At 70.1% G+C, this 20925-nt stretch carries 17 protein-coding genes; 9 read left to right on the top strand and 8 right to left on the bottom strand.

Going from position 1 to position 20925, the window contains the following annotated elements; translation table 11 throughout:
• Positions 1-13 precede the first annotated feature (13 nt).
• Positions 14-1480 carry an aromatic amino acid ammonia-lyase gene (locus tag L6E10_RS23805; protein ID WP_236221737.1) on the top strand — a complete coding sequence of 489 codons (1467 nt, stop codon included), beginning with the start codon at positions 14-16 and terminating at the stop codon, positions 1478-1480.
• A 629-nt stretch (positions 1481-2109) separates the two neighbouring features.
• Here L6E10_RS23805 and L6E10_RS23800 read toward each other — a convergent pair.
• Both L6E10_RS23800 and L6E10_RS23795 read right to left on the bottom strand, forming a co-directional pair.
• Positions 2110-2394 (bottom strand): MoaD/ThiS family protein, encoded by a 285-nt coding sequence (locus tag L6E10_RS23800; protein WP_236221736.1) that lies wholly within the window; start codon positions 2392-2394, stop codon positions 2110-2112.
• Complete coding sequence (locus tag L6E10_RS23795; RefSeq protein WP_236221735.1) at positions 2391-3470, bottom strand: sialidase family protein; 1080 nt, start codon at positions 3468-3470, stop codon at positions 2391-2393. The genes L6E10_RS23800 and L6E10_RS23795 overlap by 4 nt, the downstream gene beginning before the upstream one ends.
• A 147-nt stretch (positions 3471-3617) precedes the next feature.
• Here L6E10_RS23795 and L6E10_RS23790 point away from each other — a divergent pair, with 147 nt between their 5' ends.
• Positions 3618-5300, top strand: coding sequence for an acyl-CoA dehydrogenase (locus tag L6E10_RS23790; protein WP_236221734.1), 1683 nt, complete (start codon positions 3618-3620; stop codon positions 5298-5300).
• Here L6E10_RS23790 and L6E10_RS23785 read toward each other — a convergent pair.
• The gene (locus tag L6E10_RS23785) at positions 5297-5926 is read right to left on the bottom strand and encodes a TetR/AcrR family transcriptional regulator C-terminal domain-containing protein (protein ID WP_236221733.1); all 630 of its coding nucleotides are present in this window, start codon (positions 5924-5926) and stop codon (positions 5297-5299) included. The two genes, L6E10_RS23790 and L6E10_RS23785, sit on opposite strands and share 4 nt — an antisense overlap.
• A 68-nt stretch (positions 5927-5994) precedes the next feature.
• On the opposite strand from L6E10_RS23785, the gene L6E10_RS23780 reads away from it, so the two are divergent.
• On the top strand, positions 5995-6435 hold the full coding sequence (locus L6E10_RS23780; RefSeq protein ID WP_236221732.1) for an ester cyclase: 441 nt from the start codon (positions 5995-5997) through the stop codon (positions 6433-6435).
• Here the strand turns inward: L6E10_RS23780 and L6E10_RS23775 are convergent.
• Both L6E10_RS23775 and L6E10_RS23770 read right to left on the bottom strand, forming a co-directional pair.
• Positions 6432-7331: an asparaginase gene (locus L6E10_RS23775; RefSeq protein ID WP_236221731.1), complete on the bottom strand. Its 900-nt coding sequence runs from the start codon at positions 7329-7331 to the stop codon at positions 6432-6434. The genes L6E10_RS23780 and L6E10_RS23775 overlap by 4 nt on opposite strands.
• A 135-nt stretch (positions 7332-7466) precedes the next feature.
• A complete protein-coding gene (locus L6E10_RS23770; protein ID WP_030468404.1) occupies positions 7467-7673 on the bottom strand; it encodes a cold-shock protein in 207 nt (68 codons plus the stop codon).
• Positions 7674-7911: 238 nt separating this feature from the next.
• Between L6E10_RS23770 and L6E10_RS23765 the strand changes: the two genes are divergently transcribed.
• On the top strand, positions 7912-8142 hold the full coding sequence (locus L6E10_RS23765) for a hypothetical protein (protein WP_236221730.1): 231 nt from the start codon (positions 7912-7914) through the stop codon (positions 8140-8142).
• 12 nt (positions 8143-8154) lie between these two features.
• A complete protein-coding gene (locus L6E10_RS23760) occupies positions 8155-8922 on the top strand; it encodes a hypothetical protein (protein ID WP_236221729.1) in 768 nt (255 codons plus the stop codon).
• Positions 8923-8927: 5 nt separating this feature from the next.
• On the opposite strand, the gene L6E10_RS23755 is transcribed toward L6E10_RS23760, so the two are convergent.
• The gene (locus L6E10_RS23755) at positions 8928-10031 is read right to left on the bottom strand and encodes a substrate-binding domain-containing protein (RefSeq protein WP_236221728.1); all 1104 of its coding nucleotides are present in this window, start codon (positions 10029-10031) and stop codon (positions 8928-8930) included.
• Between the two features lie 91 nt (positions 10032-10122).
• A complete protein-coding gene (locus L6E10_RS23750) occupies positions 10123-11211 on the bottom strand; it encodes a sugar ABC transporter substrate-binding protein (protein ID WP_236221727.1) in 1089 nt (362 codons plus the stop codon).
• A gap of 246 nt (positions 11212-11457) precedes the next feature.
• On the opposite strand from L6E10_RS23750, the gene L6E10_RS23745 reads away from it, so the two are divergent.
• The 3 genes from L6E10_RS23745 (at position 11458) to L6E10_RS23735 (ending at position 15577) form a co-directional block, all read left to right on the top strand.
• Positions 11458-13170 (top strand): S8 family serine peptidase, encoded by a 1713-nt coding sequence (locus L6E10_RS23745; RefSeq protein ID WP_236221753.1) that lies wholly within the window; start codon positions 11458-11460, stop codon positions 13168-13170.
• 195 nt (positions 13171-13365) lie between these two features.
• Positions 13366-14061 (top strand): MerR family transcriptional regulator, encoded by a 696-nt coding sequence (locus tag L6E10_RS23740; RefSeq protein ID WP_240011162.1) that lies wholly within the window; start codon positions 13366-13368, stop codon positions 14059-14061.
• Positions 14062-14116: 55 nt separating this feature from the next.
• Positions 14117-15577 carry an alpha/beta hydrolase gene (locus tag L6E10_RS23735; RefSeq protein ID WP_236221725.1) on the top strand — a complete coding sequence of 487 codons (1461 nt, stop codon included), beginning with the start codon at positions 14117-14119 and terminating at the stop codon, positions 15575-15577.
• 431 nt (positions 15578-16008) lie between these two features.
• Here the strand turns inward: L6E10_RS23735 and L6E10_RS23730 are convergent, their stop codons facing one another.
• On the bottom strand, positions 16009-18939 hold the full coding sequence (locus L6E10_RS23730; protein ID WP_236221752.1) for a glycine--tRNA ligase: 2931 nt from the start codon (positions 18937-18939) through the stop codon (positions 16009-16011).
• 443 nt (positions 18940-19382) lie between these two features.
• Between L6E10_RS23730 and L6E10_RS23725 the strand changes: the two genes are divergently transcribed.
• Entirely contained in the window at positions 19383-20906 is a 1524-nt protein-coding gene (locus L6E10_RS23725) for an LCP family protein (RefSeq protein WP_236221724.1), read from the top strand.
• Positions 20907-20925 lie beyond the last annotated feature (19 nt).

Genomic DNA, 20925 nt, shown 5'->3' with positions numbered 1-20925 from the left:
TCACATTGGCGCCATGGTCGAAGACTCCCCTGTCGTGCTGGACGGTCAGTCCCTCAGCGCCGACGACGTGGTGCGCGTCGCGCGGTACCACTCCCCGGTGGCGCTGCACGCTGACGGCCTCGCACGGCTCGAAGCGTCGTGGCGCGCGAGCCAGCGCCTGGTGGTGCGACGACAGGTCTACGGCCGCACGACCGGCGTGGGGGCGAACCGCGACCAGATCGTCAGCACGGAGGGCTGGGCCGAACACGGCCTGCGCCTGCTGCGCAGCCACGCGGGCGGCCTGGGCGGCATGCTCCCCGAGGAACAGGTGCGCGCCATGATGGTCGTGCGCCTCAACCAGCTCCTCGCAGGCGGCGCCGGCGTCCGCCCGGCCATCGCCGACGCGCTGCTCGCCGCGTTGAACAGCAGCTGCTACCCCGGCGTGCACGAGTACGGCGCCATCGGCACGGGCGACCTCACCGCGCTCGCCGAAACCGGCCTGACCCTGCTCGGCGAGCGCTACTGGCTCGGCTCGACCCAGACCCCCGACCCGATCGAGCTCGACTCGGGCGACGCACTCGCCCTGATCAGCAGCAACGCCCTCACCATCGGCATGGCGGGCCTCGCCTGGAAGGACGCGCACCAGCTGCTGAAGGCCACGAACGTGGTCGCCGCACTCTCGTTCCTGGCCGTCGACGGCGCCGTCGAGGCCTACGACGAACGCGTCCACCGGGGCCGCCCGCACCCCGGCCAGGTGGCGGTCGCCGCCGAGATGCGCCGCCTGATCGGCGACCCACCGCGCCCCGCGGCCCGCATCCAGGACCCGTTCGGCTACCGCTGTTTCCCGCAGGTCCACGGCCCGGCCGTGGACGCCGCCACCGACCTCGCCGAGGTGCTCGACGTCGAGTTCAACGCCGCCGCCGAGAATCCGCTGATCGTCGCCGACCACTTCGGCCCGTCCGACGACGCCGCCTACCACCACGGCGCCTTCCACAGCGCGTACCTCGGCCAGGCGCTCGACCGCCTGCGGCTGTCGATGCTGCACACCGGCCACCTGTCGACCGCGCGCCTGGCCACCCTGGTCGAACCGAACTTCACGGGCCTGCGCCCGTTCCTGGCAGAAGGTGTGCGCGGCAGCTCGGGCGTGATGATCCTCGAGTACAGCGCGAACTCCGCGCTCGCCGAGGTCCGCACCCTCGCCGAGCCCGCGAGCATCGGCAACGCCGTCGTGTCGCGCGGGCAGGAGGAGAACTCGAGCTTCGCCTTCCAGTCCGCATCGCAGGCGCTGCGGTCTTTGAGCGCGTTCCGGCTGGTGCTGGCTTGCGAGGTGGTGGCCGCCGTCCGCGCGCTGCGGCTGCGGGGGATCATGCCGGACACGCCGTCGTTGCGGGCGGCTTTCGAGGCCGCGGAGTCGAAGCTGAACCCGGACATGGCGGACCGGCAGCTGAGCCCGGACGTGGAGGTGGCGTCGGGGCTGCTCGACGACTTCGCGGCGTGCTGACGGGCCGGTGGCCGGGCGGGGGGACGGCCGGCGGTTCGAGGCGGGAGCGGAGGCAGGGCGAGGGCACGGAACCGCTGAGTGGCAGCGAGTGCGAGCGGCGGGTTGGACGGGCTCGGCCGCCGTCCTCGAAGAGGCGAGGCCGGGCGGCGCGGCAGCAAGGCGATGTGCGCGGAGGCGAGGCGATGCGCGCGGAGGCGACGCAGTGTGCGCGGCAGCAAGGCGGTGTGCGCGGGCAGCGGGTCGCCACGTGGGCGGGTCTGGGTTCTCCGACGGCGCCGAGTCGCGCTACGTCTCCGGGCCAGCCGACGCCACCCGACCAACTCACCCGACCCCACCGCACCGCGCCACGTCGCGACTGCCGCGCCACGCCGCCGCACCGCGCCCGCACGCCAACGCCCGCCCCACCGCCGCGCCACGCCCACGTGCCAACGCCCGCCCCACCGCCACCGACTCCACCACACCGGCTTCACCTCGTCATCCAGCTCACGCCTTCCGGCGGCGGGCGGACGCCCGATGGACGGCATGGCGAGGTGAGACCGCGATGCGGTCAGGGAGGGCGAGCATCCGACTCCCGCTCCACGCCCGGCGTGCGTCGCCAACCCCGATCGGCGCACCTCGGCCGCGTCAGGTCAGCCGCCGGCCACCGAGGGCAGGATCTGGATCTCGGCACCCTCGGCCAGCGGTGTCGCCGGGCCCGAGAGGCGGCGGCATTCCTCGCCGTTGACGTAGAAGTTCACGTAGCGGCGCAGGTCCGCTCGTTCGTCGCGCAGGCGGCGGTCGAGGCCCGGGTAGGTGTCGGCGAGGACGTCGAGGGCTGTGGCCAGGGTGGCTGGTTCGTCGACGTCGACGTCGAGGTGGGCGGCGCCGTCGGTGGCCGTGCGGAGGACGCCCGGGATCAGGACCGTGACCTTCACGTGGGGAGCACCGCCGCTCGCACCGACATCACGTCCGGCAGGTGGGCGGCGATCTGGTGCCAGGTCTCGCCCTCGTCGGGGCTCGCGTAGACCTCGCCCGAGCGGGAGCCGAAGTAGACGCCGGGGACCTCGGCCGTGTCGGTGCACATCGCGTCGCGCATCACGGCTGTCCAGAAGTTGTCCGGCAGGCCCGCCGACAACGGCTCCCAGGACTCGCCCGCGTCGCGGGAACGGTAGACGCGGCACCTGCCCTCCGGTGGGAAGCGGCGGCCGTCGGCCTCGATCGGGAACGTGAAGATCGTGTCCGGGTCGTGCGGGTGGACGACCATGGCGAAGCCGAAGTCCGTCGGGAGGCCGTCGGCTATCGACTGCCAGGTGTCGCCTCCGTCGTCGCTGCGGTAGACGCCGTGGTGGTTCTGGGCGTAGAAGCGCGTCGGCGAGGAGGGGTGCTGGGCGACCTTGTGGACGCACTGGCCGAACTCCGGCCACGGGTCCGGGAAGAAGTACGCCTTGATGCCCTTGTTGCGGGCTTCCCAGGACTTGCCCCCGTCGGCGGTGCGGTAGACGCCGCCGGTGGACATCGCCACGAGCACCCTGTCCGGGTCGACCGGGTCCGGCACGATCGTGTGGACGGCCTGGCCGCCGAAGCCCGCGTCCCACTCCGGGCGGTGCGGGTGGTTCCAGAGGCCCTCGACGAACTCGAACGAGCGGCCGCCGTCGGTGGACTTGAACAGGGCCGAGGGCTGGGTGCCCGCCCAGACGACGCCCGGCTGGGAGGCGGGTGCCGGCTGGAGCTGCCAGACGCGTTCGAGCGCGGCGCCCTCCACCGGGAACGCGATCGGGGGTGAGGCGGACTCCTCCCACGTGGCGCCCAGGTCGTCCGAAATGGACACCCCCGGGCCGAAGTGCGGTGAGGCCACGCCGGCCAGCAGGCGGACGCCGGCACGCGTGTCGAACGCGACCGCGTACACCTCCTGCATCGGGTGGTGGGGGCCGTCGACCTCCCACGTGACCCTGTCCTCGCTACGGGCGAGCCACAGCCCCTTGCGCGTACCCATCGCCACGACCACCGTCATCGCAACGCAGCCTCCAAGCCTGGCGGGATGTGATGCGGAGCACGTTACGCCGGGTGTCCGACAATTTCTGGGTGAGCGGGAAACCCCACGTAGACCCACAAGTTACTGACTGGTAGCGTCCGAAGCAGGAGACGCAAGGAGGCGCCAGTGCTGCTCGACCCGAACCACTACGACCCCGCACACCTCGACGACGAGACCCGCCGCCTGCTCAGGGCGACCGTCGACTGGTTCGAGGCTCGCGGCAAGCGGCAGCTGATCGCGGACGCGCAGGACAGGGTCTGGTACACCGAGTTCCTCGACTTCGTGAAGCGGGAGAAGCTCTTCGCCACCTTCTGCACCCCGAGCAGCGTCGACCCCGCCAAGCGCTGGGACGCCGCCCGCAACGCCGCGTTCAGCGAGGTGCTCGGCTTCTACGGCCTGCAGTACTGGTACGCGTGGCAGGTCACGGTGCTCGGCCTCGGCCCCATCTGGATGAGCGGCAACGCCGAGGCCAAGAAGAAGGCGGCGGCCCTGCTCGACAGCGGCGCGGTCTTCGCGTTCGGCCTGTCCGAGAAGGAGCACGGCGCCGACGTCTACAGCACCGACATGATCGTCACGAAGACCGAGGACGGTTATCGGGCCAACGGCAGCAAGTACTACATCGGCAACGGCAACGTCGCCGGCATGGTCAGCGTCTTCGGCAGGATCGACGACGAGTACCTCTTCTTCGCCGTCGACAGCGGGCACGAGAACTTCAAGCTGGTCAAGAACGTCGTCGACAGCCAGATGTTCGTGAGCGAGTTCCGCCTCGAGGACTACCCGCTGACCGACGCCGACGTCCTGCACCGCGGCCCCGACGCGTTCTCCGCCGCGCTGAACACCGTCAACGTCGGCAAGTTCAACCTCTGCACGGCGAGCATCGGCATCTGCGAGCACTCGTTCTACGAGGCGATCACGCACGCCCACAACCGGATCCTCTACGGCAACCCGGTCACGGACTTCCCGCACGTGCGCCAGAACTTCGTCGACGCGTACGCGCGCCTCACCGCGATGAAGCTCTTCTCGGACCGCAGCGTCGACTACTTCCGCAGCGCCAACGAGAACGACCGCCGCTACCTGCTCTTCAACCCCATCACGAAGATGAAGGTGACGAGCGAGGGCGAGAACGTCATCGACCTGCTCTGGGACGTCATCGCCGCCAAGGGCTTCGAGAAGGACACCTACTTCACCCGCGCCACGGCCGACATCCGCGCGCTGCCCAAGCTCGAGGGCACCGTCCACGTGAACCTCGCGCTGGTGCTCAAGTTCATGCCGAACTACTTCTTCAACCCGGCGCGGTATGACGAGGTCCCGACCCGCCACGACGCCGCGGACGACGACTTCTTCTGGCACCAGGGTCCCGCGCGCGGCCTCGGCAAGATCCAGTTCCACGACTGGGAGCCGATCTACGCCGAGCACGCCCACCTGCCGAACGTCGCGCTGTTCCACGAGCAGGCGAGCGCGATCAAGACCCTCCTCACCACCGCGGCGCCGGACGCCGAGCAGCAGAAGGACCTCGACTTCCTGCTCAACCTCGGCCACCTGTTCACGCTGGTCGTCTACGGGCAGCTGGTCCTGGAGCAGGCCAAGATCACGGGGATCGACGACGCGGTCCTCGACCAGGTCTTCGACGTGCTGGTCCGCGACTTCGCGGGCTACGCGACCGCTCTGCACGGCAAGGCGAGCAGCACCGAGGCCCAGCAGCAGTGGGCCGTGGCGCAGATCCGCAAGCCGCACGTCGACCAGGCCCGCTTCGACGCCGTGTGGCAGCAGGTGGAAGCGCTCTCCGGCCGCTACGAGATGCGCCCCTAGGACCGGTAGCGCTCCAAGGCCGCGATCAGGAGCTCGAGCCCGAACTCGAACTCCTGGTCGTGGTCGTAGGTGCCCAACTCGTCCATCACACCGGCGGACAACGGGAACGCCGACATGTCGACGTCCTCGTACGGCGACAACGCGATCCCGCCCAGCTCGGGAGACGTGGCGACCTCCCGCATCAGCGTGCCCAGCAGGTACGACACCATCGCCCGCATCATCCCGACGGCGACCCCGCCCCGGAACCCTGCGCGGTCGAAGTTCGCGAGCGCCGCCTCGATCGTCCGGAACCCCGCCTCGCTGCTGAGCCGCCGCGTCGCCAGCATCACGAACGCGCGCGGGTGCCGCCGGGCCAGTTCGCGCACCGCCCGCGCGTGCGCCCGGATGTGGTCGCGCCAGTCGTCGCTGTCCACCTGGTACGGCCGGGCGTCGGCCATGATCCGCTCGGCGGCGAGGTCGACGAGCACCGCCTTGTTCGGCACGTGGTTGTACAGCGACATCGTGCCCGCGCCGAGCTCGGCGGCGAGCCGTCGCATCGAGACGGCCTCGACGCCCTCGCGTTCGATCAGCCGCACCGCCGCGTCGACGATGCGGGCGCGCGTCAGCGGTTCACGGGGCGGGGACACTGGCGGAGACCCTGCGGCGTGGAGTAGCTTCCGTGCGACGTACGGCGTACGTAGGAGGGTCTCGCCGCATGACGGAGTCCAAGGCGCTCAGAGCGCTGCGTGAAGCGATCGTCTTGGAGCACATGGAGTCGCAGAACGACCACGACTTCGACACCTCCCTGAACACCTTCCCACACCCCCGCTACGAGATCATGGCGTCCGGCCAGGTGTTCGAGGGCGTGGACGCGGTTCGCGACTACTGGCAGCGCACCCGAGCGGCCTTCCCCGACCAGCGCAGCAAGATCATCGACGTCCACCACGCGGACGACGCCGTGATCCTCGAGTTCGAGTTCCAGGGCACGCACCTCGGCAGCCTCATCGGCGAAGAAGTTACCGGACGGTCGTTCAAGGTCAGGATGGTCGGGTTCTTCCTGTTCGACAAGGACGTGCTGATCTGCGAGCGGGTCTACGGCGACACCGCGACCGTGATGGCCCAGCTCGGCATGCTCGAACTGCCGGAGCAGTTCTAGAAGACGACCCGCACCTCGCCGACGACCTCTCCCCCGCCCAGCACCGGCACGGACAGGTGCTCCTCGGCGGGTGACACGTCGAACCCCGTGGCGGCGAGCGCCGCCAGCCCGATCGCCGTCGTGGCACGGGGGTTGCCGTCCAGCACCTTCACCGCCACCGCGTGCCCGGCCGCCGTCGCGAGCACCAGCACGCCCTCCGCGCCGCCCTTGGCGACCACGCCCGGCAGCAGCCGCATGACCGCCGTGTTGACGTGCCCGGTGCCGCCGACGTACTCGGGAAACCGGCGCATGGCATCGGCGACCGGCGTGCGCACCAACCCCTGCATCGCGCGCGCCAAGCCGTGCAACGACAACGCGTACACGGGAGCACCGCAGCCGTCGATCGCCGTGTGCGCGATGTCCTCACCGGCGAGTTCGGCGACGGTCCTCGACACCAACTGCTGCAACGGGTGCGTCGGCTCCAGGTAGGACCGCGTCGGCCACCGCGCCGCCACGCACGCCGCCAGCATCGCCGCGTGCTTGCCGGAGCAGTTCATCCGCACGCGCGACGGCTCGGGCACCCGCCGCCGCGTCTCCTCGTCCTCCGGCCACGACGGTGGGCAGCGCAGCAAGTCCACCGACAGCCCGCCGAGCACCCGCACCACCAGCTCGACGTGCCGGTTCTCCCCCGTGTGCGACCCTGCCGCGATCGCGAGCGCCGGTCCCGCGAGAGGCGCTCCGGCGGACAGGCACGCCAACGCCTGGAACGGTTTCATGCACGACCGCGGCAGCACCGGGTCCTCGACCGCGCCGGCGGACACGCCGACGGCACCGGACGGCAGCAGGCCGACCACGCTGCCGTGGTGCAGGCTCTCCACGAACCCCGACCGGGTCACCTCAGCGAGCAGTGCGGGCACGGGAAGCCTCCAGCCGGCGGGCCGGGCCGGGTGCAGCCTCCACCGCTGCCACCGGCCACGGAGAGCAACGGAGCCGCTTGCCCGATGCGGGACAAGCGGCTCCGGTGTCAGATCAGATGTGCTGACCGGTCAGACTCAGACGGCGCGAACGCCCTGGGCCTGCGGGCCCTTCTGGCCCTGACCGATCTCGAACTCGACCCGCTGGTTCTCCTCGAGAGCCTTGTAGCCGTTCATCTGGATCTCGGAGTAGTGGACGAACACGTCGGCGCCACCGTTGTCGGGGGAGATGAAGCCGAAGCCCTTCTCCGCGTTGAACCACTTGACGGTGCCCTGTACTGCCATCTTGCTACTTCTCCTCTAACAGGTGCCGGATCGCGCTCGCGACCACCGGGTCAAGTCACGGCGGCGTCTTCTCCGGAACCTGGAGAACCCGCACAACCCGCGACCTCGTTCCGCGAGCGGGGTGATCCACGAACACGAAACGTACGACCTCGGACAGTCAACCACGGCTCCCCGTCCTCAGTCGAGCCATCGATTTCACTGCTAACGTGAGACCCCGAACGACCACGCGGAGGTGCCCGTGCCCGAGCTGACGACCTTGTCGATCAAGGTCTCGGTCACACCGCAGGTCGCGCGCGGCCTGCACGCTCTCGTCCGGGAACACCCGGCGAGCACCCCCGCGCGGCCCGAGTCACCGGATCGGCCCAGTGGTCGCGGGGCGATCGTGAACCAGGCGTTCGGCGACGTCCACGGCACCCTGTTCCAGATCGGCACCGTCCACGGGAACGTGAACCGGTACGGCGACCGGTAACCTGGAGGGTCGTTGACCCAGGGGGCCGTGGCTTTGACCGGCAGCGAAAGACTGCTCTTCTTCTTCATCGGTTTGGTGACCACGTTCGTGTTCATCCGCATCAGCGTGCGCATGATCAGGGCGAAGGTCCGCTGGTGGCCTGGGAACGTCGTGGCGGGCGACACGCACGTGCACCACGTCGTGTTCGGCACCGTGCTGCTCCTGCTGTCCAGCGTCACGAGCCTGGTGATCCCCGACGAGATGCACGGCGCCCGGCTGGCCGCCGCGGTGGGTCTCGGCGTGGGCGCGGCGCTGGTGCTGGACGAGTTCGCGCTGATCCTGCACCTGCGCGACGTGTACTGGACGGAGGCGGGGCGCCTGTCCGTGGACGCCGTGTTCCTCGCGGTGGGCCTGACCGGCACGTTCCTGCTCGGCGCCCGGCCGCTCGGCTACGACGAGGTGCTGCAGCTCAACCCGGACACGACGCCCGCGTCCACGTTCACGCTGCGGCTGATCGCGATCGGCGTGAACCTGTGCTTCGCGATCGTGGCGCTGCTCAAGGGCAAGATCTGGACGGGGCTGCTCGGCCTGCTCGTGCCGGTCGTCCCCGCCGTGGGGGCCGTGCGGCTGGCACGGCCGGGATCACCGTGGGCGCGCTGGCGCTACCTTGAGGGTTCGCGCAAGCTCACCCGCGCGTACCGCCGCGAGGCCCGGATCCGGCAGCCGATCATCCGGGCGAAGATCGCCGTGCAGGAGTTCATCTCGGGGCGTCACGACCTGCCGGATCACGACAGGTCGTGACGGGGTCAACCTCCGAGGATGTCCTGCTGGGCGCACACCGGGGCGAGGTCGCCGGCGCACAGCTCCGCCGGCTTCACGATGCCCTCGGTGACCAGCGTCCGGACGGTGTCCTTCTTGATCAGCGTGGCGCCGAGCAGCACCGACTTGACGTCCCGCCGCGCGACGGGGTCCCTGAGGTTGCCGGTGGCGAGGTCGTCGGCACCGTCGAGGTCTCCGCGGGCGACGGCGATCGCCAGCCTGGCCGCGGCCTCGGCCTCGTCGCGCACCGGCTTGTAGACGGTGATGCACTGGTCGCCGCGCAGCACGGCCCGCAGGCCGTCCACGGTGGCGTCCTGGCCGGTGACCGGGACCTTGCCCGCGAGGTTCTTCTTCTTGAGCACCCCGATGACCGCGCCGGCCAGGCCGTCGTTGGCCGCGACCACGCCGTCGACCTTGCCGCCGTTGTCGTTCAGGATCTGCTCGAACAGCTGCCCGCCGAGGTCGTTGTTCCAGTCGGCGACCGGCTGCGACTTCACGAGCTTGAGCGCGCCGCTGTCGTACTTCGACGACAGCCGTGACTTCTGCCCCTGGGTGAAAAGGGTCGCGTTGTGGTCCGTCGGCGCGCCCTCGATCTCGATGATCTGGGCGCCCGGCCTGTTGCCGAGGCAGTCCAGCAGGCCGTCCGCCTGCAGCTGGCCGACGTTCACGCTGTCGAAGCCGACGTGGTACTCCGCCTGGCCGCCGAGCGTGACGCGGTCGTAGTCGATGACCGGGATGCCCGCGGCCTTCGCCTTCTTCTGCACCGCGAGACCACCCGCCGCCGAGAGCGGTGTGATCATCATGACCTTCACCTTGCGGCGGATCATCTCGTCGGCGATCTGGGCGAACTTCGCCTCGTCGCCCTCCGCGTTCTCCATGAACGGTTCGATGTCCGCGTAGTTGAACGCCTGGGCCAGCAGGGGGCGGTCTTGTTCTTCCCAGCGCGCGGAAGTCGTTCGGTCGGGAAGGATTACCCCGACGATTGGTTTGGGACCGCGCGCGGGCAGCGTCGGAGAGCCCTGACCTGCGTCACCGCAGGCCGAGAGGAGAAAGAGCAGGCACGCCGACGATGCCATTACCCGTCTTCGCATAAACGCGGAGTTCAGCCCTTGAATCTTGTTAAGTCAAGATTTCTTCTCATAACATCACCCTCCGCTGCCGACCGGTCACCAGTGGTCGGGCTCAGCCCGTGACGATGTCCTGGCCGGCGCACACCGCCACGAGGTCGGCGGTGCAGAGGTCCTGCGCCTTCACCACGCCCTCGGTCACGAGCCTCCTGACGCTGTCCTTCTTGATCAAGGTGGCGCCGAGCAGCACCGACTTGATGTCCCGCCGGGCGACGGGGTCCCTGAGGTTGCCGGTGGCGAGGTCGTCGGCACCGGCGAGGTCACCCCTGGCGACCGCGATCGCCAGGCGGGCGACCGCCTCCGCCTCGTCGCGCACCGGCTTGTAGACGGTGTTGCACTGCTCGCCGCGCAGGATGGCCCGCAGACCCTCCACGGTGGCGTCCTGACCGGTGACCGGGACCTTGCCCGCGAGGCCCTTCTTCTTGAGCACCTCGACGACCGCGCCGGCCAGGCCGTCGTTGGCCGCGATCACACCGTCGACCTTGCCGCCGTTGTCGTTCAGGATCTGCTCGAACAGCGGACCGCCGATGTCGGGTTTCCACCCCTCCACGGACTGCGTCTTCACGAGCTTGAGCGCGCCGCTCTCGTACCTCGGCCCCAGCACCGACTTGTGCCCCTGGGCGAACAGCGTGGCGTTGTGGTCGGTCGGCGCGCCCTCCATCTCGACGATCTGGGCGCCCGGCTTGGCGCCGAGGCAGCTCAGCATGCCCTCGGCCTGCAGCTGGCCGACGTTCACGCCGTCGAAGCTCACGTAGTACTCGGCCTGGCCGCCGAGTGTCAGCCGGTCGTAGTCGATGACCGGGATGCCGGCCTCCTTGGCCTTCTTCTGCACGGCGAGACCGCCCGCCGACGACAACGGCGTCGTCACCAGGACCTTGACCTTGCGGCGGATCATCTCCTCGGCGATCTGGAGGAACTTCCCCTCGTCGCCGTTCGCGTTCTCGATGAACGGTTCGATGTCCGCGTAGGTGAAGGCTTGCGTCAGAAGAGGACGGTCCTGCGCCTCCCAACGCGTGGAGCTCGTCTGGTCGGGAAGGATTACCCCGACGATCGGTTTGGGACCACGCGAAGGCAGCGTCAGAGCGTCCCCGCCCGCGTCACCGCAGGCCGAGAGCAGAAAGAGCAGGCATGCCGACGTTGCCATTACCCGACTCCGCATAGCCGCGAAGTCCATCTTCTCGATATCGACAAGTCAAGATTTGTTCCCATAACGTCACGCTCCGCTTTCGATCGGCTACAGTTCGATTCCGTACGAAAGGCGCTGATGCGGGACGCAATTTCGTGCCAGTGTGACGGACTCGAGCGGCAATTCGGGGGCCGCTCCCGTGTTGTTGGATCCAGCCCTGACCGGGTGTGAGGAGACAGCTAGGTGAGAACGCGCAGAACCGTGATGGCGGTGGCGGCAACGGTGTCGCTGATCGCCGCGGGTACGTCGGCGGCGGGGGCAGCGCCGGCCTCGGCCACCGCGGGCCAGGCGGCGGACACGGAGTACACGGTGCTCCTGGAGGAACCCGGCAACCGCGACTTCGCGATCGACGCCGTCGAGGCGGCGGGCGGCGAGGTCGTGCGGGACAACAAGGCCGTGGGCCTGCTGACGGTGAAGGCGCCCGCGACGGGGTTCGTGGAGAAGGTTTCCGCCTCGAGCGCGATCGTCGGTGCCGCCCGGACCAAGCCGATCGGGCACGCGCCCGCGGCGAAGGCCGAGAAGGCCAAGCGGGACAACGTCGAGAAGGAGAACAAGGCCGAGAAGCCGAACAAGGCTCCGGCGTCGTCGCAGTCGACCGCGGGCATGGACCCGCTCGACGGCGACCTGTGGGGCCTGAACCTGGTGCGCTCCAACATCGCGCGCGCCAAGCAGGCCGGTGACAAGCGGGTGTACGTCGGCATCCTCGACACCGGTGTGGACGGTTCGCACCCGGACATCGCGCCCAACTTCAACAACGAGCTGTCGCGCAACTTCACCGTCGACATCCCGAACGACTCCGACGGCGGCGAGTTCGACGGCCCGTGCGAGTTCCGCGGTTGCGTCGACCCGGCCAACTGGGACGACGGCGGCCACGGCACGCACGTCGCCGGCACCATCGGCGCCGCTGCCAACGGCTTCGGCATCTCCGGTGTCGCGCCGAACGTGTCGCTGGTCAACATCCGCGGCGGGCAGGACGCGGGCTCGTTCTTCCTGCAGCCCGTCGTCGACGCCCTGACCTACGGTGCCGACGTCGGCCTGGACGTCATCAACATGTCGTTCTACGTCGACCCGTGGTACATGAACTGCACCAACGACCCCACGGCCTCGGCCGAGGAGCAGCTGGAGCAGCGCACCATCATCGCGTCCGTTCAGCGCGCGCTGAACTACGCGCACCGCAAGGGCGTCACGCTCATCGGTGCCGGTGGCAACAACCACGAGGACCTGGGCAAGCCACGCCAGGACGTGCAGAGCCCGAACTACCCGCCGGGTCACGCCCGTCCGCGTCCGATCGACAACGCGACCTGCCTCAACCTGCCGACCGAGGGCGACCACGTCATCTCGGTGTCGTCGCTCGGCCCGTCGACCTCCAAGGCCGACTACTCGAACTACGGCCTCGAGCAGACCTCGATCTCGGCTCCGGGCGGCTACTTCCGCGACTTCTTCGGCACGCCGTGGTACCGCACCAACGAGAACATGATCCTGTCGACCTACCCGCGCAACGTCGCTCTCGCCGAAGGCGCGATCGACGAGGCCGGCAACATCACGGACGAGGGCCTCAGCGCCGGCGTGAAGAAGGCCGTGCAGGGCGACAAGGTCGGCTACTACCAGTTCCTGCAGGGCACCTCGATGGCCGCCCCGCACGCCGCCGGTGTCGCGGCGCTGGTCGTCAGCCAGTACGGCAAGAAGGACAAGAAGAACCCCGGCCTGACCCTCGACCCCGACAAGGTCGAGAAGGTGCTCTACAAGACCGCGATCCAGCGCGCCTGCCCGAACCCGCGCACTGTCTCGTACGTCAACGTGGGCCGCACGCCGGAGTTCGACGCCACCTGTGAGGGTGACGCGAAGTTCAACGGCTTCTACGGTCACGGCATCGTGGACGCCTACGGTGCTGTTACCCGCGGTGGTCAGTTCCTGTAAGTCCCAGCTGGACAGCGAAGGGCTCCCGGTCGTCTCGACCGGGAGCCTTTTGCGTGCGACGAAAGTAGTTCGCCTCGTCCACCTTCGTCCCCACCTCCCGCCGCGCCTTGACCGTGCCGTAGCGGCATGGTTTCCACTGGTCCTGTCAGCAAGCGGGAACCGGGAAGAGGCGTCGTGGCGTGGAGCACCAGTCAGTTGGCAGATCTCGCCGGCACGACGCTGCGCACGATCCGGCACTACCACGAGGTGGGCCTGCTCCCCGAGCCGGAGCGCAAGGCGAACGGCTACAAGAGCTACGGCGTGCCGCACCTCGTGCGGGTGCTGCGGATCAAGCGCCTCACCGGTCTCGGGCTGTCGCTCACGCAGATCGCGGACCTGGGCGACGGCGACGAACACCCCGGTGAGGCGTTGCGCGAGATGGACGCCGAGCTGGCGGCGACGATCGAGCGCCTGCAAAGGGTGCGGGGCGAGATCGCGGTGATCCTGCGGCAGGAGTCACCGACCGCCCTGCCTCCGGACGTCGCGGCGATGCTCGCGAACGTGGACCTGTCACCGCAGGACCGTTCGTTCACCGTCGTGCTCGCCCAACTGGTCTCGCCGGAGGCGTTGTCCTCGTACGCCGAGGTGCTCAAGCGCTACGCGAGGGTTCCCGTGCTCGTCGAGTTCGACGAGCTGCCCGCGGACGCGGACGAGGCGACGCGCCAGGACCTGGCGGAGCGCATGCGCGTGCACCCGCAGGTGCTGGAGATGCGGGCAGCGTTCCCGGACCCGGCGAGCCTGTACGGCGCTTCGCCGCACAGCGAGAAGTTCGTGGCGCAGACGATCGTCAAGACCATCGCCGAGCTCTACAACAAGGCGCAGCTCGACGTCCTCGTCCGCATGAACGGCTGACTTTTTCATCGGTTCGGCACGCCGGGAGGGTGTGCCGTCGGGGAGGGATTTGCTAATGCGAAAATCGTTGTCACTGGCCGCGGTCGTGACCGCCGCCGCGGGCCTGGTGGCGGTGCCGGGGGTGTCGTCCGCCGGCACGCCGAAGCCCGAGGTGCAGTGGGTCGCCTGTCCCGCCGACGTGGCGCTGCCGGGCCTGGAGTGCGGCAAGCTCCAGCTGCCGCTCGACTACCGCAAGCCGCAGGGCCGCAAGACCGAGGTGATGTTCAGCCGGCTGGCCAGCAAGAACCCCGCGAAGCGCAAGGGGATCCTGCTGACCAACCCCGGCGGGCCGAGCGAGGGCCTCACGTTCCCGGCGGTGCTGAAGGCGGTGGGCCTGCCGCAGAGCGTTCAGGACGCCTACGACGTCATCGGCATGGACCCGCGTGGCATCGGCTACAGCTCACCGTCCACATGCGACATGACCGAGGAGCAGATGGCGGACGGCAGCGTGCCGCCGTACGCCAACAACTCCGCCGAGGTGCGCCAGCGCGCCGCCGAGGTGGAGAAGATCGCCGAACAGTGCCTGAAGTCGTCCTCCGCGGACGAACTGCCGTACAACACGACCGCGAACATCGCGCGTGACCTGGACTCGGTCCGTGCGGCGCTGGGCGAGAAGAAGGCGTCGTTCCTCGGCTACTCGTACGGCTCGTACCTGGGTTCGGTGTACGCCACGCTGTTCCCGAAGACCTCCGATCGCGTCGTCATCGACAGCAACCTGCCGAAGGGCGGCTGGGACGTCGAGGGCGGCCGGCTGATGGGCCGCGGCGTCGAGGACACGTTCCCGGACTTCGCGAAGTGGGCGGCGGCGCACCCCGAGCACGGCCTGGGCACCACGCCGCAGCAGGTGCGCGCCAAGTTCTTCGACCTGGCCGCACGGCTCGACGAGAAGCCCTCGGTGGAGGGCATCGACGGCAGGACCTTCCGCTTGCTCACCTTCACGGGCCTGTACGGCACCGGTGACGCGGCCTTCACGAAGCTCGCCGCCTCCTGGAAGGCCTTCGACGCCGGACAGCCGCAGCCGCCGCAGGACTACCCGGAGGTCCCGCGCGTCCAGGCACTGCTGGCGGGGCGCCTGCACGTGATCTGCGGTGACTCGGCCTGGCCGACGTCGGTCGGCGCGTACGAGCGCACCGTGGCGGTCGACCGGGTCCGCCACCCGATGTTCGGCGCGGCCGCCGCGAACATCCAGCCGTGCGCGTTCTTCCCGAAGCCGCTGGAGAAGCAGGTCCTGCCGTCCGACCGGGGCCCGCGCAACGTCCTGCTGGTGCAGAACGAACGCGACCCCGCGACGCCGCTGGCCGGTGCCCGGTCGACGCGCCGCGCGTTCGGCGACAGGGCCGCGATGATCACGGTCGACCAGGGCGGGCACGGCGCCTACGTCATCGGCAAGAACAAGTGCGCCAACGACAAGGTGACCGAGTACCTGCTCGGCGGGCAGCGCCCGGACGACCTCCGGTGCGCGGCTGGGACCAGCTGACGCCCGGTGGTGGAGGACGGCTCCGGCCGTCCTCCACCACCGTCGCTTCGCGAACGCCTCCGACCAGGCCGCTGAGGTGGAAGCCTGCGGCCGGGGCTCGAGTCCAGTGCGGAGAACTCCTTCGCGAACTGGAAGAGCGGGGCACCCGCACCCGCCAATGCGAGGCGACCACGAACCCAGGCCCGGCGCGCGGTGCCGACCGGAGAGCCGCACTTCCAATTCAGCCACGCACGCAGCCTGGTGTGGCGATGCGCAGCGAGCCGACCGAACCTGACGCCGCCGAGCACCGGTCGGCACCTGCTCAGGCGATCGTGGCTTCGTCCGGACCCACGCGAGCACCCGCGCAAGACGAGGTGCACGTGCCAGCGCAACCACCTCGCTGGAACAGGAACGGGCCGACGCGAGCCGACCCGCTCCCACCGATGACCTCCCTACAGCTGGGTCCAGTCCAGCACCGGCGCCGCGAAGTCCCGGATGGACGCCAGCAACCCGAGCCGGGCCGCCTTCACCGACTCGTCCTCGGCCATCACCAGCACCTCGTCGAAGAACGTGTTGATCGGCCCGGTCAGCCCCTCGGCCGCGGCCACGAAAGCAGCCAGCCCGGCCACGTCCCGCGGCACCTGGTCGAACGCCTTGTGCAGCGCCACCTCGGCGGGCTCGACCAGCACGGAGGCGTCGTACGACCCCTCCACCGAAGCCGGCACGATCCGCCGCACCCGCTGCAGAGCAGCCGTCAGCGCCGCGAAGGACTCGTCGCCCGCCAGCGACTCCAGCTGCGCGAGCGTCTCGTCGGCCAGCACGGGCGAGTCGGCCAGCGGCAGCACGGCCTGGACGAACCGGTGCTCGTGCCCGGCGTCGAGCAAAGCCTGCTCGTACCGGCGCACGGCGAACTCCCGTGCCGTCTCCAGCGCGTCGGCCGAAACCTCGAGCCCTTCCGCGGCAAGGGAAAGCGCCACCGGCAACGTGATCGCCCGCAGGTCCGGGAACGCCCGCAGCACCGTCACCGCGCCGAGAGCGGCACGACGCAGCCCGAACGGGTCGGACGACCCGGTCGGCTGGGCGCCGATCCCGAAGAGCCCTGCCAGCAGGTCGAACCGGTCGGCCAGCGACAGCAGCGCCCCCGGAACCGACGACGGCAGCGCGTCGCCGGCCGACCGGGGAAGCTCCATCTCCCACAACGCCAGCGCGACCTCGGGCGTCTCCCCCGCCCGCTCCGCGTACTCGCGGGCCATCACACCGGCCAGCGACGACAGCTCGATCACCATCTGCGAGCCGAGGTCGAACTTGGCCAGCGCGCCGGCGCGGTCCAGCGTCTCGCGGTCGGCGTCGACCACCGCGGCGAACCGGCCGGCGAGCGCGGCGATCCGGGTGGCGCGGTCCGCCATCGAGCCCAGCTTGTCCGCGAACGTCAGCTTCGCGAGACCGGACTTCATCTCCTCCAGCGGCGTCTTGAGGTCCGCGCGCCAGAAGAACGCCGCGTCCTCGTACCGCGCCCGCAGCACGGCCTCGTTGCCCGCGCGCACCAGGTCGGCGTCCACGGACCCGTTCGCCACGGCCACGAAGTGCGGCAGCAGCGCGCCGTCGGCCGAGCGCACCGGCAGGTAGCGCTGGTGCTTGCGCATCACGGTGGTGAGGATCTGTGCCGGCAGCTCCAGGTACCGCTCCTCGAACGAGCCGAGGATCGGCGTCGGCCACTCGACGAGGTTCGTGACCTCGGACAGCAGCCCGTCGACCTCGACGACGCCGCCGACCGACGCCGCGAGCTCCTGCGCGGCCTCGACGATCGCGGCCGAGCGGGCGGCCGCGTCGACCTGGATCCCGTGCGAGGACAGGAACTCCAGGTAACCGTCCGCTGTGGACACCTCGACCACCGGCGTCGAAGCCGTGCGGTGCACGCGGGTCGTCGTGCCGGAGGCCAGCGACGACACCGCGACCGGCACCGGCGTCGAGCCCAGCAGCGCGAGCAGCCACCGGATCGGGCGGGTGAACGACAGCTTCGGGTCGTTCCACTTCATGTTCTTCTCGGCGCGCAGGTCCGCGACGACCTCGCCCAGCAGGCCGCTGAGCACCTCGACGGCACCGCGCCCGGCGTCGGTCTTGGTCAGCGCCACGAACTCGACGCCGTTCTCGGTGACGCGGCCCAGCGCGGACACGTCGACGCCCTGGCCGCGGGCGAAGCCCTGCACGGCCTTCGTCGGGTTGCCGTCGGCGTCGAAGGCGGCGGAGACGCGCGGACCGCGGACGGTGCGCTCGGCGTCCGGCTCACGCGGCGACACGGCGGGCACCAGGACGACGATCCGGCGCGGCGTGCCGTGCACCGCCACCTCGCCGTGCGTGAGGCGGGTGGCGCCGAGCTTCGCCGTCACAGCCTCGCGCACCGCGTCGACGGTCCGGACGACCTCGGCGGGCGGCAGTTCCTCGGTGCCGATCTCGAACAGCAGGGTCGCGGGCGCCACGACGTCGGCGAAAGACGAGGGCTTCTCGACGGCGGCGGGGGCCTCGGCGACGCCCAGCGGGTGCCCGAGCTCGGCGCGGCGCTCGGCCCACAGACCGGCGACCTCGCGGGCCAGGCCGCGCATCCGGCCGAACGCGCGGGCGCGCTCGGTCGTCGAGATGGAGCCGCGCGCGTCCAGGACGTTGAAGATGTGCGAGCACTTCAGCACGAAGCTGTGCGCCGGCACGGGCAGGCGGGCGTCGAGCATGCGCCGGGCCTCGGCGGCGAACTCCTCGAAGAGGCGCTTGTTCGCCTCCACGTCGGCGTCGTCGAGGTAGTACCGCGACATCTCGTACTCGGCCTGGCCGAACGCCTCGCCGTAGGAGATGCCGGGCGCGTAGGCGATCTTCTTGAAGTGGTCGACGCCCTGCAGCGCCATCATGATCCGCTCGATGCCGTAGGTGATCTCCACCGACACCGGGTCGAGCGTCATGCCGCCGGCCTGCTGGAAGTACGTGAACTGGGTGATCTCCAGGCCGTCGAGCCAGACCTCCCAGCCGAGGCCCCAGGCGCCGAGCGCGGGCGAGGCCCAGTTGTCCTCGACGAACCGGACGTCGTGCGCGCGGACGTCGATGCCCAGCGCCTCGAGCGAGCCGAGGTAGAGCTCCTGCGGGTCGCCCGGGTCGGGCTTGAGGATCACCTGGAACTGCGTGTGCGTCTGCAGGCGGTTCGGGTTCTCGCCGTAACGGGCGTCGTCGGGCCGCACGGACGGCTCCACGTACGCGACGCGCCACGGCTCGGGACCCAGCACCCTCAGCACGGTGGCGGGGTTCAGCGTTCCCGCCCCGACCTCGGTGTTGAACGGCTGCACCACGATGCAGCCTCGGTCGGTCCAGTACTTGGTCAGCGCGAGCAGCGCGTCCTGCATCGTCAACACGGCGACGAGTCTACGAAACGGACAAAAACGCTGGTCAGGGGGCCTTGATCGGCTGGTGTCCACCACTGTGCCACCCTTTGCGCAACCGAGTGACGCTCCCGCACGTCCACTTGGGGTACCCGCATGTGCCGAGAGGAGTGGGTGTGGACAACCGGCCGCCGCGGCCGGGAGACCCGAACGGGGCTCCCGGTCGATCGTCATCTGGGCGCCCTTCCGCCACCCCTCGTCCGCAGGCGGGACAGCCCCGCCGCCCACCGGTGCCGCCGCGGGCGTCCGATCCGCCGCGCAGGCAGCCGAACCGGGCGGAGCCGCCGAGGCGCGAGCCCCCGAGGCGCATCGAACCGGCGCGCAGGGAACCCCAGCGCGGGCGTGAGGCCTCGTCCGCACCGCGCTCGCCGGCCGACCGCCCGACGGTCCGCACCACCCCGGCCAAGGTGAAGGCCCCGGAGCCGAGGCCGCGCCCCAGGCCCGCTCCCGCCCGCCGCCCGAGCGCGGCCAGGCGCGGCGCGTCGACCGGCGCCAAGGTCTTCATCAGCATGCTGTCCGCGGCGGTCCTCGTGGTCACCGGCGTCGCGTGGCAGAACCTCACCGCGCTGACCGACGGCCTGACCAAACAGGACCTGAACCTCGCCGACGCCGGGGAGAAGCCGGCCGACGGCGCGATCGACATCCTGCTGGTCGGCATGGACAGCCGCACCGACTCCAAGGGCAACCCGCTGCCGCAGAACATCCTCAACGAACTGCAGGCGGGCGGCACCGACGACGGCGGGTTCAACACCGACACGCTCATCCTGCTGCACATCCCGAACGACAGCGGCAAGGCGTTCGCCGTCTCGTTCCCGCGCGACTCCTACGTGAAGATCGCGGGCGGGTTCGGGCGGCACAAGATCAACTCTGCCTACGGCTACGCCAAGAACCAGGCCGCCGAGAAGCTGAAGGGCAGCGGCAAGAGCGGGCCCGAGGTCGAGATGGAGTCGCGCAAGGCAGGCGCGAACAACCTCATCGACACCGTGCAGACCCTGACCGGCACGACGATCGACCACTACGCCGAGGTCAACCTGGTCGGCTTCTACGACATCACCAAGGCCATCGGCGGCATCGAGGTCTGCCTCAACGCCAAGGTCCGCGACAGCTTCTCCGGAGCGAACTTCGCCGCGGGCCGGCAGACCATCGAAGGCAAGAACGCGTTGGCGTTCGTCCGGCAGCGCCACGGCCTGCCGCTGGGCGACCTCGACCGCGTCGTGCGCCAGCAGGTCTTCATGGCGGGCCTCGCCAAGAAGATGCTGTCGGCGGGCGTGCTCACCGACAGCACCAAGCGCAACGACATGATCAAGGCCGTCAGCGGCGCGATCGTGCTCGACGACGGCTGGGACATCACCAAGTTCGCCCTGCAGATGAAGGACATGACGGGCGGCAACATGACGTTCCAGACCATCCCGACCGGCAACCCCGACCTGCAGACGCCGGAGGACGGCTCGGCGGTCGAGGTGGTCGAGTCGGAGGTGCGCGCGTTCTTCAAGGGCCTGGGCAAGACCCCGGCGTCCTCGGACCCGGCAGCCCCGAAGTTCGACAAGGCCTCGCTGACCGTCGACGTCCGCAACGCCTCCGGCCAGCCGGGCCTCGCGAACCAGGTGCTGCAGTCGCTCGTCACGAAGGGCTTCAAGGGCGGCCAGGCGGGCAACGCCGAGGCGCTGGCGAAGTCGGTCGTGCGCTACGGCAAGGGCGGCGAGGCGGGCGCCGACGCCGTCCAGGAGGCCCTCGGCGGGCTGAAGGTCGAGGAGGACGTCAACATCCCGGTCGGCACCGCCCGCGTGTTCCTCGGAGCCGACTACTCGGGTCCCGGCGCGCAGGGTTTCACCGGGTCCGGAGTGCTCGCCCTGGACGGTGCGCGCCAGCAACCGGCTGACCCCGCGGCCCCTCCGCCCATCTCCGCGGACGGCGTGCGCTGCGTGAACTGATACTCAGAGTAGAGAAGTA

The sequence above is a fragment of the Lentzea sp. CC55 genome (assembly GCF_021056325.1).
Classification (GTDB): Bacteria; Actinomycetota; Actinomycetes; order Mycobacteriales; family Pseudonocardiaceae; genus Lentzea; species Lentzea jiangxiensis.
The sequence above is the reverse complement of the archived record's forward strand: the minus strand, read 5'-3'. Positions and strand labels throughout refer to the sequence as shown.